General features: G+C 70.3%; 13 protein-coding genes. 8 read left to right on the top strand and 5 right to left on the bottom strand.

Annotated features, from left to right (window positions below; translation table 11 throughout):
• Positions 1–96: 96 nt before the first annotated feature.
• Both LIP_RS04160 and LIP_RS04155 read left to right on the top strand, forming a co-directional pair.
• On the top strand, positions 97–777 hold the full coding sequence (locus tag LIP_RS04160) for a response regulator transcription factor (protein WP_068134747.1): 681 nt from the start codon (positions 97–99) through the stop codon (positions 775–777).
• 2 nt (positions 778–779) lie between these two features.
• A complete protein-coding gene (locus tag LIP_RS04155; RefSeq protein WP_231699384.1) occupies positions 780–2,225 on the top strand; it encodes a sensor histidine kinase in 1,446 nt (481 codons plus the stop codon).
• Between the two features lie 210 nt (positions 2,226–2,435).
• Here LIP_RS04155 and LIP_RS04150 read toward each other — a convergent pair whose 3' ends face one another.
• From LIP_RS04150 to LIP_RS04130, 5 genes are all read right to left on the bottom strand, one after another.
• Positions 2,436–2,753 carry a hypothetical protein gene (locus tag LIP_RS04150; RefSeq protein WP_144440313.1) on the bottom strand — a complete coding sequence of 106 codons (318 nt, stop codon included), beginning with the start codon at positions 2,751–2,753 and terminating at the stop codon, positions 2,436–2,438.
• 93 nt (positions 2,754–2,846) lie between these two features.
• A complete protein-coding gene (locus tag LIP_RS04145; RefSeq protein WP_068134738.1) occupies positions 2,847–3,665 on the bottom strand; it encodes an energy-coupling factor ABC transporter ATP-binding protein in 819 nt (272 codons plus the stop codon).
• Positions 3,662–4,513, bottom strand: coding sequence for an energy-coupling factor ABC transporter ATP-binding protein (locus LIP_RS04140; protein WP_068134736.1), 852 nt, complete (start codon positions 4,511–4,513; stop codon positions 3,662–3,664). The genes LIP_RS04145 and LIP_RS04140 overlap by 4 nt, the downstream gene beginning before the upstream one ends.
• 18 nt (positions 4,514–4,531) lie before the next feature.
• Positions 4,532–5,296, bottom strand: coding sequence for an energy-coupling factor transporter transmembrane component T family protein (locus LIP_RS04135; RefSeq protein WP_198409708.1), 765 nt, complete (start codon positions 5,294–5,296; stop codon positions 4,532–4,534).
• Positions 5,297–5,349: 53 nt separating this feature from the next.
• Positions 5,350–6,117, bottom strand: coding sequence for an ECF transporter S component (locus LIP_RS04130; RefSeq protein ID WP_231699339.1), 768 nt, complete (start codon positions 6,115–6,117; stop codon positions 5,350–5,352).
• 474 nt (positions 6,118–6,591) lie between these two features.
• Between LIP_RS04130 and LIP_RS04125 the strand changes: the two genes are divergently transcribed.
• The 6 genes from LIP_RS04125 to LIP_RS04100 all read left to right on the top strand — a co-directional run bounded on the left by LIP_RS04125 (position 6,592) and on the right by LIP_RS04100 (position 17,473).
• Positions 6,592–7,251, top strand: coding sequence for an NADH-quinone oxidoreductase subunit NuoE family protein (locus tag LIP_RS04125; protein WP_068134734.1), 660 nt, complete (start codon positions 6,592–6,594; stop codon positions 7,249–7,251).
• A 131-nt stretch (positions 7,252–7,382) separates the two neighbouring features.
• Positions 7,383–9,230 carry an NADH-ubiquinone oxidoreductase-F iron-sulfur binding region domain-containing protein gene (locus LIP_RS19960; protein ID WP_068141491.1) on the top strand — a complete coding sequence of 616 codons (1,848 nt, stop codon included), beginning with the start codon at positions 7,383–7,385 and terminating at the stop codon, positions 9,228–9,230.
• A gap of 11 nt (positions 9,231–9,241) precedes the next feature.
• Positions 9,242–11,173: a 2Fe-2S iron-sulfur cluster binding domain-containing protein gene (locus LIP_RS04115; protein WP_198409706.1), complete on the top strand. Its 1,932-nt coding sequence runs from the start codon at positions 9,242–9,244 to the stop codon at positions 11,171–11,173.
• Positions 11,174–11,217: 44 nt separating this feature from the next.
• Positions 11,218–11,793: a hypothetical protein gene (locus tag LIP_RS04110; RefSeq protein ID WP_068134731.1), complete on the top strand. Its 576-nt coding sequence runs from the start codon at positions 11,218–11,220 to the stop codon at positions 11,791–11,793.
• A gap of 341 nt (positions 11,794–12,134) precedes the next feature.
• Positions 12,135–16,430, top strand: a complete 4,296-nt coding sequence (locus LIP_RS04105) for an IPT/TIG domain-containing protein (RefSeq protein ID WP_068134727.1) — start codon at positions 12,135–12,137, stop codon at positions 16,428–16,430.
• Between the two features lie 11 nt (positions 16,431–16,441).
• Positions 16,442–17,473, top strand: coding sequence for a multicopper oxidase domain-containing protein (locus LIP_RS04100; RefSeq protein WP_068134725.1), 1,032 nt, complete (start codon positions 16,442–16,444; stop codon positions 17,471–17,473).
• Positions 17,474–17,495 lie beyond the last annotated feature (22 nt).

The following is a 17,495-nucleotide window of genomic DNA, read 5'->3' as shown; positions in this document are numbered from 1 at the left end:
CCGTGGCCCGTGCGTGCCGTTGCACGTTCGTCGTCCCGCGCGTGGTATACTCACGCGGGTCAGGGCCGTCTGAGCAGGATGGGTCGGGGGGGTTCCATGCGACTCCTGTTGGCCGAGGACGACCAGGCGTTGGCCGATGCCACCGTGCGCCGCCTTCGAGAGGAAGGATACGCCGTCGATCATGCGGCGGATGGTGAGGAAGCAGAGCTCTTTCTCCAAACCACCGCCTACGATCTCATCGTGCTGGACTGGATGCTTCCGGGCCTGGACGGCCTGAGCCTCCTTCGGCGGGTTCGGGCGCGGGGAGTCACGACCCCCGCACTCTTTCTCACGGCACGCGACCAGGTGACGGATCGGGTGACCGGCCTTGACGCCGGGGCCGACGACTACCTCGTGAAGCCGTTCGCGTTCGCCGAGCTCCTGGCTCGGGTGCGCGCCCTCCTCCGGAGGGGGTCCTTCTCCTCGCAGGGGGGGACGCTGCGAGTCGGCGACGTGGAGCTGGACCTGGGGAAGCGCAGCGTCACCAGGAAGGGACGTCCCGTGGAGCTGACCGCGCGCGAGCTGCAGGTGCTCGAGTACCTGATGCGGAACGCCGGTCAGGTGTTGACGCGCTCCCAGATCGCCGATCACGTGTGGGAGTTCGGTCAGGACGTCGGTTCGAACGTGGTGGACGTCTACGTCTACAATCTCCGGCGCAAGCTTGACGTGGGTTCGGGTGCACCGCCCATCCGAACAGTCCGCGGCGTGGGGTATCAGTTCGGGGAGGAGCGCGGGTGAGCATGCGGGGTTTCCTCCGGCACCTGTCGCGGCCCGGCTGGCAGCCCTCGCTCCGCGTGCGTCTCACCCTGTGGTACGCTGTGGCCCTGGTCCTGGTCCTGGGCGCCTTCAACGGTTTCGTCTACTGGCGAACCAGCCGTCAGGGTCTCATGGAAGAGCGGGCGATCCTGGATGCGCACGCTCGGCAGCTCGTCTCCGAGCTGGACTGGCAGGAAGGTCGCGCGCGTCTGCCCTCGCTGCCCGCGTTCGACCCTGCCGGCACCGCGGCCGCCCTCTACGATGCGAGGCTGCGCCTGCTCTTCACCAGCTTCGCGCCTGCCCAGCAGGCGGCCGTGGATCGTCTCGCAGCGGGCCTTCCGATCTCCGGGGAGACCTTCGTGCAGGCGCGTTTCGGCGACGAAACGTGGCTGGTGCGTTCCTTCCCCATTCAAACAGAGGACGGTTCCCAGCAGTCGGGGGGCCCCACCGAGGCTTGGGCGCTGGTCGCGCGTTCGCTGGAGCCGCTCGAAACCAGCCGCAGGTCGTTCCTCCTTCAGATGCTGGCCGCTACACCCATAGCCCTGGCGCTGACCGTGGCCGGAGGGCTCTTTCTCGCCGGGCGGGCCCTCGCCCCCATCGACTCCCTTACCCGCACTGCTCGCGCCATCGGCCGCGACAACCTCTCCGGCAGGGTGCCACCCCCCGCGACCGAGGATGAGCTCGGGCGCCTGGCGCAGGCGTTCAACGAGATGCTCGACCGGCTGGAGGCCGCCTTCGCCCGCGAGCGACGCTTTACGCAGGACGCATCCCACGAGCTACGGACGCCCGCCGCAGCCTTGCTTGCCCAGGCGGAGGCCGCCCTGGCTCGCAGCAGGGACGCAGCGGACTACCGGCGCTCCCTGGAGGTGATCCGGGATCTGGCCCAGCGCATGTCCTCACTGGTAGAGGAATTGATGCTCCTGGCCAGGCTCGACGCGGGTGCCGAACGCATGGAGAGCAAGCCGGTAGACCTCACGCAATTGGGTGTGGCGGTGGCCGGGTTCATGAAGGAACTGGCCGACCGGCGGGGAATCCGCCTGGAGCTCGCCCCCACCACCGGGGCACCCGTCCAGGCGATCGGCGACGAATCGCGCCTCTTGCGCGTCCTCCTCAACCTGGTGGACAACGCTGTGAGGTACTCGCCTTCAGGAGGCCGTGTCGAAATCCGCACGGGGCTGGACGGTCCGACCGCGTGGATCGAGGTGGCCGACCGTGGCCCCGGCATCGCGCCCGAGCACCTGCCCCACCTGTTTGAGCGCTTCTATCGGGCCGAGCCTTCCAGGACCCGATCCGGTGAGCGATCGGGAGCCGGCCTGGGTCTCTCCATCGCGCAGGCCATCGTGAAGGCCCACGGCGGGCGCTTGCGGGTGGCCAGCACTCCCGGCGCGGGCAGCACGTTTCGGGTGGAGCTCCCGGCCGGGGGAGCATAGACCGCTTCACGCTGGCACAGGCAAGCGGCGCCCGGGAACCCGGCGGCCGAGCAGGAGGTCGCCCGTCGAGCACACGCACACGCCAGGACGCGCGGACGCGGCAAGAGGACGGGCGGCGCGTCTGCGGAAGCTATTCCCAAGCTTCCGGGGCGTCAAGCCCGTCCTCCGGCCCCGGTCATCCCGAGGGGGATCACCGCCCAGGGATGGCCGCTACTCCTCACCCTCGAACTCGTGCTGGACGTCCACGCCGTCCGGGTCCTCATGGCCGCCGGGGCCATCCGATTCGCCCTTGTCCTGGTTGTTCTCGGCCTCTTCGGACTCCACCGGCTCGCTCTCCTCGGCGTCGGCCTTCTGACTGACCGGCGTCGTCTCGGTCGCCTGCGCGCTCTGGGCGGCCGACTCAACCGCCTGCGACGCAGCCGGTGCCACGGGCTCCTTCGGGGCCGCCAGTACCCCGGAACCGATCCCGGCCGAGAGGAGCGCCAGCGCCGTCAGAAGGGCAACGACCAGCATCTTCCGCCGCTTCACCGCATCGGTCACCTCCTCCTGATCTGCCGTCCCTGCGCTCCCCAATCTAGCACCCGCAGATGAACCGAACATGAGCGGCAGGTGAAGCAGGCTTCATCCCCAGAAGCGGGTCGCGGACCGTACCCTATCGACGAACGCCTCGCTGGTCAGCACCGTCTCGGCCAGGCCCAGCTCCCGGCCCAGCCGGGTGATCTGCGGGGCCTCCAGACCCGCGGCGCTCAGCAGCTCGGGCTGGCCGAAGACCTCTCCAGCGGTGCCATCGGCCAGCACCCGGCCCTCCTGGAAGACCAGGACCCGATGGAAGTGGCGGGCCACGAAGTCCATGTCGTGGGTGATGGTGAGGACCGTTCGGCCCGCCCTCCGCAGCCGCTCCACGATGGCGCCGAGCTGCCGGACCCCGGCCCGGTCCTGGGCGATGGTGGGCTCGTCCAGGATCACCACCGGCGTGCCCATGGAGAGCACGCCGGCCACCGTCACCAGCTTCCGCTCAGCGAGCCCCAGGTCGTAGGGGTTGCGCCCTTCGACGCCCTCGAGCCCCACCTCGGCCAGGGCTTCCCGGGCCCGTACCCGGGCCTCGTCGGCAGTCACGCCCAGGTTGAGCGGCCCGAACATGACCTCGTCCAGCACCCGGCTCTTGAAGAGCTGGTCCGAAGGGTTCTGGAAGACCAGGCCCACGGTGCGGGCCAGGGTGGCGACGGTGGTCTCCCGGGTGCTCACCCCGCCCACCCGCACCTCCCCCTCCACGGGCTTCAGCAGCCCGTTGAGCAGCCGCACGAAGGTGGACTTCCCCGCCCCGTTCTGACCCACGATGGCGGTGGCGCCCGGGCGCAGATCCAGTGTGATCCCCTTGAGCACGGGCACGCCGGGCGTGTAGTGGAAGCGGAGATCCCGGACCTCGATGAGCACGCTCATCCGGCCTCTCCCATCCTCTCGCGGCCCACGGCCACGGCCTCCTCCAGGGTAACGGGGTACGCGCCGTCCGGCAGCCGCCAGCCCAGGGCCCGGGCCGCTTCGGTGACGGGGGGCACGGCCACTTCCAGGGCGGCCACGTCGTCCCGGGCAAAGACGGCTCGGGGCGTGTCGTAGGCCACCACCCTACCCCGGTGGAGCACCAGGATGCGGTCCGCCCGTGCGGCCAGCCGGTCCACCTTGTGCTCGGCCATCACCACCGCCATGCCGCGATCGCAGAGGGAGACCACCGCCTCGAAGACCTCGCGGCTCCCGGCCGGGTCCAGCTGGGAGGTGGGCTCGTCCAGCACCAGCACCTGGGGCTCCATGGCCAGCACCGAGGCGATGGCCAGCCGCTGCATCTGCCCGCCCGAGAGGGCGAAGGGGCTCTGGTCCCGCACCGCCTCCAGGCCCAGCAGACGTAGCGATGCCTCGATCCGGCGCACCATCTCTTCCCGGGGCACGCCGGCATACTCGAGCCCGAAGGCGACCTCCTCGTACACGGTGAGCTTGGCGCCCGTGATCTGGGTGAAGGGGTTCTGGAAGACGAGCCCCGCCCGGCGGCTCACCTCGGCCACGGTGCTCCGGTGGACGTCGATTCCGGCCACTGTCACACGGCCGCCGATGGCGCCCTTGTAAAAGTGGGGCACGAGTCCCACCAGCGCCTGGCAGAGGGTGGACTTCCCCGCCCGGTTGGGCCCCACCAGGCCCACGAACTCGCCGGGCTCCACCGTGAAGGAGATCCCGTCCAGGGCCAGATCCTCCCGGCGTGGGTACCGGTAGCGGAGGCCCTCCACCTCAACGACCGGCATGAGCCGCCACCCCCTGCCTCACCATCCCAGGAGCCACCGCCCCGCGACGCCCAGCAGCAGCACCGCCAGGCTGAGGAGCCGGACGGCCGCCGCATACCCGGGCATGCGCTCCTCCTTCAGGAAGGTGGGCCGGCGGTTCCCCGCGAAGCCCCGCACCTCCAGGGCCAGGGCCCGCTCCTCGGTGGCGATGAGGGAGCCCGTCACCAGAGGTCCCATCAGAGGCACGAAGGCCCGCAGCCGTACCCAGAGGCGCCCCTCGGTCTCCATCCCCCGGGAGCGCTGCGCGTCCGTGATGGTCGCGGTGCTGGCCACCATGGTGGGGATGATCTGGAGGACGGCCATCATCACGTACCCGAAGCGGGGCGACGCCCCCCGCCGCACCAGGGACTCCACCAGGTCGGAGGGGTTGGTCACCAGCACCAGGATCAGCGTGGCCGAGAGGATGTCGTAGAGGCGAAGGGCAAGGCGGAGGCCCACCAGCAGGCCCTCACGGTAGAGGACCACGGGCCCCAGCCTCGCCAGCGGGTGCACGTTCGCCGGATTCACCAGGCCCTGCACCACGACGAAGGTCACGCCGATGACCGCCACGCCCACGTACACGGGCACCGCCCGGTGGAGGACGCCTGCCGTACCCAGCACCAGCAACAGGACCGCGAGCAGCGCCGCGCCCCCCTGCAGGCTCGGCAGGAGGAAGGTGAGGACGATCCCCACCCCGGCCATGAGCAGCTTGGTGATGGGGTCCAGCCGGTGCACCCACGTGTCGCCGGGGGCGTAGAGGCTCACGCGCACCCTTCGTCACCTGCCACGGGTCCGAATGGAGACCGCCCCTCCGTGGATCAGAGCGACGCCACCTCGCCGCGGGCGCCGCCGAAGAGACCCACCAGCCGCTCGGGCAACGCCTTGAAGATCAGGAACGAGACGATGACGGTGGCGAGCTTGTCCGGGATGTCGACCACGACCTCGTCCAGGAAGGAGGCGAGCCAGATCGGCCAGCCGCTCCCCACCAGGGCCGTGTAGAGAGCGTCGCCCCAGACGTTGCCCGTCTGCCCCTCCCAGAGGATGACGTTGATCGGCGTCGAGACCACCGCCGCCACCGCACCCACGATGAGGCCCAGCACCACCGCCCGGCCGAAGCTCGAGATCCAGCCGGTGAAGGCCAGGTAGCCCACCACCAGGCCGATGGCGATGCTGGTGATCAGGTACCAGAAGGAGATGGGGTCCGCCGTGATGCCGAAGATGGCGTTGTTCACCGCGCCCGAGATGGCGCCCACCCACGGACCGGCCAGCATCCCGGCGAGCACCGTGCCGATGGAGTCCAGCCAGAGCGGAAGCTTCAACGCCGCCGCGAAGAGCTTCCCCACATAGTTGATGCCGACGGCCACAGGGATGAGGACGACGGTGAGCGTCGTGAACCGCAGAGCCCACGGACTGCCTTTCGATCCAACGGCCACTCCACGTGCACCTCCTCGGATGCCTTCGACCTCACGCCTCTCGGAGCCACACCTGGCGGGGTAGCCTTCGGGCGCGTGCATGCGGCTGGCTCCATCCTCCCGGACGGCCGCCACGGCCACCGCCAGGCTGCCCACGGGCATCTGGGGCTGCATGGCACCGCAACTCCCCACCCGCACCAGAGGGGCGCCACGTCTCCGGGCCCGCACTGGATGGGGCTCCTTCACGCGTCCTTCCTTCGGCAGCGGGGCCGTTACCAACGCCGCGCCCCCATCGAGAGGCGAGGATGCCGGACACCGTCGCGGGGTGTGCTGGGCGGGAACGCCGGTATGGTACGAAGTGCGCCCGGCCCTGCTGCAGCCGGAAGAACCAACCCGCCCAGCTGATCCCATCGCCCGCGTGCCCGGTCCTCGTCTTTCAGCTTCGTCGTGCATGGGGTGGGACCTTTAGGGGGTGGAAGGGCGAACGGGTGGATCACCACCCCCCGATGACCGCCACGGATGACGCGCGCCCCCGATCTCCCCCTTGCATTCCGCACCGTCTCACCGTAAGATGGTATTGTGATATGGATCACAAATTCCCCAGCGGGATCATCTTGGTCCCGCTGGTTGCAGGCAGGAGGGTCCCGGATGGGGTTCGAATCCGTTCCCAGCCTTCCCCTGGAGGGCCTAGAGACCGTTGATGCCGCACGCCGCCCTGTGCCCGCTTCTCCGGGGACAACCACCACTCCGGGGGCCGCGGACCGGGCTGCGCTGCGGACGGACAGCGCGCGGGCGAACGGCGCAGCCACCGCCTCTCCGGCCCCGCCGGACCTGAAGGTGGTCCCCCTCCCCGTTCGCCGGGCGGAACCCGGGCGAGACACTCCTGCAGCGGGCCGGTCCTCCATCATCGTTCTCCTGCAGCAGGTCCAGGAGCAGCACGGCTACCTTCCCCGCCCCGAGGTGGTGCGCTGCGCCGGGGAGGCGGGCATCTCCGTCGCCCAGGCCTACGGGGTGGCGAGCTTCTACAACTTCTTCAAGCTCACCCCGCCCGGGCAGCACACCATCCGCATCTGCCAGGGAACGGCCTGCCACGTCCAGGGCGCCCAGGGGCTGTTGGAGCGGGTCCAGTCCGAGCTGGGCATCCAGCCGGGCGAGACCACGCCCGACGGGCTCTTCAGCCTGGAGACCGTGGCCTGCCTGGGTGCGTGCAGCATGTCGCCGGCCGTCGTCATCGACGGCGAGGTTTTCGGACGGGTCACCTCCCGGCAGGTTCCCCGCATCCTGGCCCGCTACCGGAGGAGGAAGTAGCCGTGGCTACCGCCGCGCGCCAGGCCGCCTCCCTTCGTCCCACGGACGCGACCCGCCGGCCGCAGGTCGCGCTGCCCCAGTTCTATGTGGGCTCGGGCACGTGCGGGATCGCCGCGGGTGCCGACCGGGTGATGGCACTCCTGAAGCAGGAGCTGGCCGCCCGCGGGCAGGAGGCGACCGTCAAGCAGGTCGGGTGCATCGGCATGTGCCACTGGGAGCCGATCGTCGACGTTCGTCTACCCGGTGGGCTCCGCCTCTCCTTCGGACCGTGCGACGAGCGGAACCTGAGGCGGATCCTGCACGAGTACGTGGACCACGGTGTCGTGCCCGGCGACCTCCTGCTGGGCGTCGTGGAGGAGACGCTGCCTGGCGATGCCCCGGGCTCGCCCGATTCCGCCCCTGAGGCCCCGCTTCAGGCCCTCATCCAGCCCGGCCCCGACGAGCCTGCCTTCCCCGGGCGGTTGCCGTTGCTCAGCGAGCATCCGATGATGCGGCACCAGACGCGCATCGTCCTCCAGAACTGCGGCCTCATCGACCCCGAGTCCCTGGAGGAGTACCTGGGCCGGGGCGGCTACCGGGGCCTGCGCCGGGCGCTCTTGGAGCTCACGCCCGAGCAGGTCATCGAAGAGGTCACCGTGTCGGGCCTGCGGGGCCGGGGCGGCGCCGGTTTCCCCACGGGGCGCAAGTGGGCCCTGGCCCGCCGGAGCCCGGGCGAGGAGAAGTACATGGTCTGCAACGCCGACGAGGGGGACCCCGGCGCCTTCATGGACCGGAGCGTGCTGGAAGGCGACCCCTTCCGGGTGCTGGAGGGCATGACCCTCGGGGCCTACGCCGTGGGCGCGAGCCGAGGGTTCGTCTACGTGCGGGCCGAGTACCCCCTGGCCGTCCGCAGGCTCGAGAAGGCCGTCGCCCTCGCCCGGGAGCACGGCTACCTGGGAGAGGACATCCTGGGCAGCGGCTTCTCCTTCGACATCGAGCTGAAGATCGGGGCGGGCGCCTTCGTCTGCGGCGAGGAGACAGCCCTCATCGCCTCCATCGAGGGCCGGCGCGGCATGCCTAGGCCCCGGCCGCCCTACCCGGCCGAGCAGGGTGTGTTCGGGCGGCCCACCAACATCAACAACGTGGAGACCTACGCCAACGTGCCGGACATCGTCGTCCGGGGCGGCCGCTGGTTCGCCTCCATCGGCACCGAGACCAGCAAGGGCACCAAGGTCTTCGCCGTCAGCGGCAAGGTGAGCTGGCCCGGCCTCATCGAGGTCCCCATGGGCATGCCCGTGCGGCGGATCATCGAGGAGATCGGCGGCGGGGTGGCGGATGGGCGCCGCTTCAAGGCGGTCCAGATGGGCGGCCCTTCCGGCGGCTGCCTGCCCCAGGAGCAGCTCGACACGCCGGTGGACTACGAGTCGCTGGTGGAGGCGGGCGTCATCATGGGCTCCGGCGGCATGGTGGTCATGGACGAGACCAACTGCATGGTGGACGTGGCCCGTTTCTTCCTGAACTTCTGCCGCGAGGAGTCGTGCGGCCAGTGCACCCCCTGCCGGGTGGGGGTGGACCGCCTCTGCGGCATGTTGGAGCAGATGACCCGCCGGCACGCGCCGGGCACGGCAAGCGAGGCCGAAGAAGACGGAGAGGCCGTGCTCCGGAAGGTGGAGGCCCTGGCCCGCAGCGTGCGCGAGGCGTCGCTGTGCGGGCTGGGGCAGACGGCGCCCAACCCGGTCCTGAGCACCCTGCGCTACTTTCCCGACGAGTACCGGGCCCACGTGCTCGAGCACCGGTGCCCGGCCGGCCAGTGCACGGACCTGCTGGCCTACGCCATCGACCCGGCCCTCTGCACCGGCTGCGGGCTCTGCGCCCGCTCGTGCCCCCAGGGCGCCATCGGCGGCGAGAAGGGCCAACCGTACCACATCGACGCTGAGCTCTGCCAGCGGTGCGGGCTCTGCCTCAGGATCTGCAACTTCGCCGCCGTCACGGCGGCCTAGGGGGTCTGGCCATGGGAGCCATGCCAGCCAATGCAGGGACCCACGCAAGCGGAAGCGGAGCCGCCGGAGCAGCGCCCGCCACGGCCCGTATCCGGGTGAACGGGCACCCCGTGGAGGCCCCGGCGGGCGCGAACCTCCTGGAGGTCCTGCGCTCCAGCGGCTTTCCCGTACCCAGCCTCTGTTACCTGGAAGGGCTGCCGGGCATCGGCGCCTGCCGCCTCTGCCTGGTGGAGCTCGCGGGCGACCGCCGCCTCCAGGCCTCCTGCGCCACCCGGGTGCGGGAGGGGATGGAGGTCCTCACCCACTCCCCGCGGGTGCTCGAGGCCCGCCGGGCCGTGCTGCAGCTCATGCTGGCCGGGCACCCCAACGACTGCCTCTTCTGCCAGCGGTCCGACGACTGCGACCTCCAGGCCCTGGCCCGGCAGTACGGCGTCCGCTCCAGGGACTACGAGACGGACCTCCGTCCCCTCCCTCCGGACCCCAGCAGTCCGTCCATCGCCTACGACCCCCAGAAGTGCCTCCTCTGCCAGCGGTGCGTGCGCACCTGCAGCGAGGTTCAGGGCGTGGAGGCCATCGGCCTCGTGCGCCGCGGGATGCGGATGCAGGTCTCGCCACCCTTCGGTCTGGACTGGGCGAAGAGCGGCTGCACCTACTGCGGCCAGTGCACCCTCGTCTGCCCCACCGGCGCCCTCACCGAGAAGGACGACGTCAGCCGGGTCTGGGAGGCGCTGGAGGACCCCACGCGGGTGGTGGTGGCCCAGATCGCCCCCGCCGTGCGGGTGAGCGTGGGCGAAGCCTGGGCGCGGGGGCGGGAGCCGGATGGCTCGGGGATACCCGCAGACGTCTCCGGCCGCCTGGTGAGCGCGCTGAAGGCGGTGGGGTTCCACGCCGTCTTCGACACCCAGTTCGGCGCGGACCTCACCATCATGGAGGAGACCCATGAGCTCCTGGCCCGGCTGGGCTCCGGCAAGGAGCTCCCTCTCTTCACCTCCTGCTGCCCGGCGTGGGTCCGTTTCGTGGAGCTCCACTTCCCGGACCAGGTCCACCACCTTTCGAGTTGCCGCTCCCCCCAGGGGATGATGGGGTCGCTCCTGCGGCGCTACTACCCGCGCCTGGCCGGCGTGGATCCCGAGCGGGTCACGGTGGTCTCCATCATGCCGTGCACCGCCAAGAAGTACGAGGCCACCCGCCCGGAGCTGGGTACGGACGGGCGCTCCGACGTGGACATCGTCCTCACCACCCGGGAGCTCTCCCGGCTGCTGCGCCAGGCGGGCGTGGACCCCGGCGCCCTGCCGCCCAAGCCCTTCGACGACCCGCTGGGCGAGTCCACGGGGGCGGCGGCCATCTTCGGCGCCAGCGGCGGCGTGGCCGAGGCGGCCCTGCGGGAGGCCTACCACCTGGCCACCGGCCAGACCGCCGCCCGCCCCGAGTTCCACCTGGTACGGGGCTGGGACGACCTGCGCGCCGTCGAGTTCGACCTGAACGGCACGCAAGTGCGCTGTGCGGTGGTGAGCGGCCTCAAGGGCGCCCGCAGGCTGCTGGAGACCGGCGAGTACCGCTCCTACGACTTCGTGGAGGTGATGGCCTGCCCCGGCGGCTGCATCGACGGCGGCGGCCAGCCCAGGCACACGCCCTTGGAGCGGGTCCAGCGGCGGGGCGCGGGGCTCGATGCCATCGACTCGAGGAAGCCCGCCCACACCTCCCACGAGAACGAGACGATCCAGCGGGTCTACCGGGACCTGCTGGGTGAGCCCGGCTCCGTGGAGGCGCACCACCTGCTCCACACCAGCTACACGCCCCTCCCCTTGAACGAGCTGCTGCTGGGCGGGGACGGGGATCCGGCGGCCCGCACCGGCGGTGTGGGCGCTCCAGACGAAGGGCAGGCCGAGGGGGAGCAGGGGGCGGCCGTGAGGAACGGCCATACCTCGCCGCAGCACAACTGAACGGTGTTTCTGGCGGAACCATCGTTGAAATGGAGGGATCGGCAATGGAAGGTCGCTCGATCTCGGCGGAAGCCGGCCACGCGCTGGCGGCGAACAGCTACCACCTGCTCCGCAGCGCCCTGCTGCTGGTGCTGGCTGTGGCCGTCCAGCTGCTGGGATGGCCCCAGCTGATCACTGGGACGGTGGTGAACGCGGTCTTGCTCGCCGCCGCCCTCACCTCACCGCCCCTCTACGGCGCCTCGGTGGGGGTGCTCACCCCGGTGGTCGCGCTGGCACGGGGCATCATCCCGCCGCCCGCGGCACCCATGGTGCCCTTCATTGCTGCGGGGAACGCGCTGCTGGTGCTGGTCTTCTGGGGCTTTCACCGTGCCGGCCGGCGCTTCGGTTGGCGCTGGGCCTCCTGGCTGGGCGCCGGCGTGGCAGCGGCCCTGAAGGCCGCCTTCCTGGGCTACGCCGCCACGCACCTGGTGACGGTGCCGGCGCCTGTGGCAGGCATGATGCAGGGACCGCAGCTGGTCACCGCGTTGGCGGGGGCTGTGATGGTCCTGGGGCTGGGGCCCGCGGTGCAGCAGGGACTGGGGCGCCTCTTCGGATGGGCCTCGCCTCGCGTGAGCCCGTGAGGCCCGCGCGCTGCCCGGCGCACCGCGGACCACGCTGCCGAGCGCGCGCGGCTCGCCATGGAGCTCTTCGGCGGCCTGGGATTCCTGGAGGAGTACGCCGTGGCCACCACCTCCCTGGAGATCCCGAGGGAGTTCTACGACTCCAGGGAGGAGCGGTTGGGGGCGCCATGAGTGCGGCTCGTGGTCGGGGACGATTGCCGGGTGGCGGTCTCTAAAGCCCCCGACCCTCAAGCGGTAGGATAGGCTGTCACATATTCCCGAGACGAGCCATAGGCTGCTGTCGATCCTGCTCTTCTCTCGGTCGCGGGTGGCAGGGGAGGAATGCGCCGGGGGGTTGGATCATGGCCCTGCTGACCATCGACGTGGTGCAGGTGAAGACAGGCGCCGCTGTCACCGATTTCAGGTTCGTCGTCAACGAGGACAACGTAGGAGACCCCTTCGCTTCCGACCCGGCGAACTGGCCCTCCCTGCGGCCGGGGGCCAGCCACAGCCCGGTGGTGGCCACCGGGGATGCCACCTGTCCCACGGTGGACCTGCCACCCGGCCACTACCTGGTCTCCGTCCTGGCGCCTGGGCACAAGATGGGCGGGAACTGGGTTGCCCTCACCGGCGTCGACACGACCGTCAGGGTCGAACTCCACCCGCACCCGCTGCCGCTTTCCAAGATCCGCGTCCGGGTCTTCCACGACAACCACCCGGTCAACGGCGAGGACGACATCCCGCTGGAGTCCGGCCTGCCCGGCTTCCGCATCGTGATCCAGGACGCGGTCGGCGAGGTGACCGTCGACTCCTTCGGAAACCCCCTGGGGACCCAGTACCGGCGCGACCGCGACGGCAACGTGGTCCTGGATCCCGACGGCAACCCCGTCCCGGTCCCCGACACCGGCGGGTTGATCCTGACCGACGCCAACGGCGAGGCCCTCATCGACAACCTGCCACCCGGCAAGTACGGCGTCCAGGCCATCCCGCCCGACGGCACCGACTGGGTGCAGACGACGACCATCGAAGGCACCCACGTCATCGACGCCTGGATCGAGGAGGGGAACGACGGCTACAGCCCGCGGGAGGGCTTCCGCGTGCCGCTGGTCTGGTTCGGTTTCGTCCGTCCGATGGAATTCCCGGTCCCGGCGCCCGGCGTGCTGACCGGGACGATCACCGGGAGCGTCCGGACCGTCGTCGAATTCACGCCGCCGGTGAACCCCATCGTCCTGGGCGAGCCGGTGGACCGCCCCTGGATCGCCCTCACCGACATCGGCAACACCGATGAGCAGGTCTACCTGGGGCGGGGCAACCCCGACGGCACCTTCACCATCGAAAACGTGCCGCCGGGCCTCTACCAGATGGCCATCTGGGACGAACCCCTGGACTACATCATCTCCTTCCGCACGGTGCAGGTGGCCGCCGGCGAGACGGTGGCCATGGGAGACGTCGGCATCCCCCGGTGGTTTGGCTGGATCAAGGGAACCGTCTTCCACGACACCAACGAGAACGGCGTCCGGGACCCCGGGGAGGCGGGCATCCCCTTCGTCGCGGTCGGGACCCGCTTCAAGGACGGCAGCGTCCAGTACGGAACCGTGACCGACCCCGACGGGAGCTTCTCCCTGGACGAGGTCTTCGAGTTGGAGCGCTTCGCCGTCGCCGAACTGGGCTTCACCCGGTTCGGCGTCACCGGCGCCGTCGCCGCGCCCGACGCCAACGTGAGCCCGCCCCGGCCGTCGCTGCCCGTTCCCGGCGCCGGCCTGGCCGCCCTGCTGGTGGCCGAGCTGACCTGGGCCGCCAAGGTCAACCGGGTCGACTGGGGGATGAAGCGGTACCCCCTGCTCGGTCCCGACGGGATCGCCGGGACGGCCGACGACGTGACCAACGGCGGGATCACCGGCGTGGTCTACTACGCCGTCATGCGTAACGAGACCGATCCTCGGATGGCCGCCGTCGAGGATTACGAGCCGGGCATCCCCAACGTCACCGTCAACCTCTACCGTCAGGAGCCGGACGGTAGCCTCACCCCGGTGGACTCGGTCCAGACCGACGCCTGGCGGCACCCGGCGGACTGCCCGCGGCCGGACGGGACCGCCGATCCCCTTTGCCTGGAGGTGCCCAACAACTCGAACCAGGTCCGGGAGGGCCTCTTCGACGGCGGCTACGCCTTCCTGGGGTTGGACCCCGGCACCTACGTGGTGGAGGTGGTCCCGCCGCCCGGCTACCGAGTCCTGGCGGAGGGGACCGAAAACACGGCGGAGGGCGACGTCTTCCGGGCCCTCTTGATGCCGCCGCCGTACCTGGGCGCCGCCCGCGACCGGAAGGTCGTCACCCTCGAGTCCGGGCAGAACGCCGCGGCCGACTTCTTCCTCTTCACCGACGTCCCGGTGCCCGGCCGGATCGTCGGGTTCCTCCTGGACGACGTCAACATCGAGACTGATCCGAACTTCATCTACTACGGGGAAAAGCGCGGCATCCCCAACACGCCGGTCGGCATCCGCGACTTCACCGGGAAGCTGCTCACCACGGTCCACTCGGACGCCAACGGGATCTTCGAGGTCCTGCTGCCGTCCACCTACACCCGGAACGTGCCGACGCCCTCGGGTGTCGCCCCGGCCATGGTCCAGGTCATCGGCAACGATCCGGGCGATCCCGACGACCCGAACCCGAACTACAACCCGAACTATCAGAGCCTGAAGCTGGTCTTCGACGTCTGGCCGGGCAAGACCACCTACGCCGACGTGGCCCTCTTCCCGATCACCGCCTTCGTCGCCTTCCCCGGCGCCCAGTTCAGCCAGCCGCCCGTCATCGACCTCCCTGCCGGGACGCCCCAGGTCCACCTGGTCGACCCGGTGTACGTCACGCGGCGAGCCTCCCGTACGGTCACCCTCACCGGCACCGGCTTCGGCGCCGGGACGGGACGGGTCACCCTGAACGGCGTGCCGATCCCCATCTCCTCCTGGACCGATACCCGGATCCAGGCCACGGTGCCGGCGACCTTCCCCGCGGGCCCGGCCCAACTCCTGGTCACCGCCGCCAACGGACAGGTCAGCCCGACGGGGATCACCTTCCACGTCCTCGGCCGGGGGTACAACCCGCGGGTGATCACCGCCACGGCGACCTCCACGATCCAGGCGGCCATCGACGGCGCCCGGGACGGCGACCTGATCGTGATCCAGCCTGGCACCTATTACGAGAACCCGATCCTCTACAAGAACGTCAAGCTGCAGGGCATGGGCTGGAAGCGGACCGTCGTCGACGGCCGCTTCTTCGCCAACCAACAGCAGGCGCGGGAGGCCAAGCTGGCCGGTATCGACTTCGACGGGCCCCAGGAGATCCCCCGGGGCCAGGTGATCACCGTCCTCGCCAAGGATGGGCGTTTCCGCCGGCGTGGCCGGTTCAACGCCCAGATCGACGGTCTGACCCTCACCGGCGCCCGGGGCGAGGAGGGCGGGGGCATCCTCATCAACGCCTTCGCCCGGCACCTGGAGATCAGCAACAACGTGATCCAATACAACGGCGGCGGCTTCGGTGGGGCCATCACCGTGGGCAGGCCGTACGCCGGCACCAACCACAACGAGAACATCCGCATCCACCACAACCGCGTCCTGAACAACGGCGGCATCAGCCTGGCCGGCGCCATCGGCCTCTTCAACGGCGCCGACGACTACGAGATCGCCTACAACGACATCGGCGGCAACTACTCGGCCGAGTACGGGGGCGGGATCTCCCACCTGGGGCTCAGCCCCGGCGGGCGCATTCACCACAACCGTATCCTCTTCAACGCGGCCTTCGACGAGGGGGGAGGCATCCTGATCGGCGGCGAGCAGCCCCTGCCGCCGGCGACGCTCTCGGCCGGGTCCGGGGCGGTGGAGATCCACGCCAACCTGATCCAGGGCAACCTGTCCAACGACGACGGCGGCGGCGTCCGCCTCCTCCGGGCGGGAACCCACCCGGTCCGGATCTACAACAACCTGATCGTCAACAACGTGGCCACGGACCTGGGTGGAGGCATCGCCCTCGACGACGCCTCCGACGTGGCAATCTTCAACAACACCATCGCCAAGAACGCCTCCACGGCCACGGCCGAGGACAGCGACGGCCTCCCCCACGGTGCCGGCCTGGTCAGCGAGGGCCACAGCGCGCCCTTCCAGGCCTCCCTGCCCCCGGGCGCCCCGGACTTCAGCGACCCGGTTCTCTTCAACAACCTCTTCTGGGACAACCGGGCCTATCACTTCGACCCGGTCGCGGGCCAACTGGCACCGGACGGCACGGTCATCGACCTGGAGGTCTTCGGGACGGCGGCGCCACGGCAGGTGACGCCGAACCACTGCTACCTGTCCGCGCCGTACGGGAGCGGCATCGGGAACATCGTGTACGATGGCGCCAACCCGCCCGGCTTCGTTCAGGAGTACGACACCGTCCTCAGCGCTGTGGCCTTCCGGCGGGAGCCGGACTTCAGGGTTGTCCGGATCGTCACCGTGACACCCGAATGGCAGGGCGACTACCACCTGACGCCGCCGTCACCCGTCGTGGACCGGGGCGTGGCGGCGTTCACCGTCGACGGTGTGCGCTACGACGCGCCCTCGCGGGACATCGACGGAGACGCCCGGCCCCAGGGCGCCGCCGTGGACCCGGGCGCGGACGAGGTCCTTTGAGGAGGGGTGACATGCGAAAGGACTTGCGGCTCGGCGCCACCGACGGATGGGTCCGGATGCCCGACGGGTCCAGCCACTACATCTTCGGCTTCGTCGAGATCACCGGCGTCCCTGAGAAGAGGATCTGGTCCGACCGGGGCAAGGCCGAACTCCCGGGGCCCCTGGTCGACGCCGGCGAGGGGGACGACATCTACCTGACCCTGACCAACCTGGGGCTCCCCCAAAGGCCGGACCTGGATGACTCCCACACCATCCACTGGCACGGGTTCCCGAACCAGATCCCCCTGTACGACGGTGTGCCCGAGGTCTCGATCTCGGTTCCGGTGGGTCGGGACTTCACCTACTACTTCAAGCCCCAAGACCCTGGGACCTACATGTACCACTGCCACTTTGAACCGGCCGAGCACATCCAGATGGGGATGGTGGGGCCCGTCATCGTCCGGCCCGCCCTGGAGCGGGACCCGGCCTACGCCGGCCGGAAGTTCGCCTATGACGACCCGTCGACCGAGTACGACCGGGAATACGTGGTATTCCTCATGGAGCTGGACCCGGTCGGCCACGACCTGGTCGCCAACGTGCAGGAGTACGACTGGACCGACTACCGGCCCAAGTATTGGCTGCTCAACGGCCGAGCCTATCCCGACACCGTCGAGGGTGAAAGCCAGCAGTTGCCCCAGCAGCCCTGGCGGACCTGCATCCGGGCCAACGTGGGGGAACGGGTGCTGCTGCGGTTCATCAACCTGGGGTATGAGGAGCACGCCATGGAGATTCTGGGGATCCCCGTCCGGATCGTGGGTCTCGATGCCCAGAGGTTGCGTGGCCTGGGCGGGGAGGATCTGGCGGCCTGGCGGAACGTGGTGCCCATCAGCCCCGGCCAGACGGTCGACGCCCTCTTCACGGCCCCGGCCCCGGGGCAATACCCGTTCTACAACCGTGGCTATCACAAGAACGTCAACGCCGGGGCTGCCCCCGGGGGCATGATCGCCACGGTCCAGGTGCATCGCCACGGCACCCTGCAGCCCCAGCGGGAGCCGAACCGCTAGAGGGCGAGGACGCGGCATGCCG

It is taken from the genome of Limnochorda pilosa, from assembly GCF_001544015.1.
Classification (GTDB): Bacteria; Bacillota; Limnochordia; order Limnochordales; family Limnochordaceae; genus Limnochorda; species Limnochorda pilosa.
The sequence above is the reverse complement of the archived record's forward strand: the minus strand, read 5'-3'. Positions and strand labels throughout refer to the sequence as shown.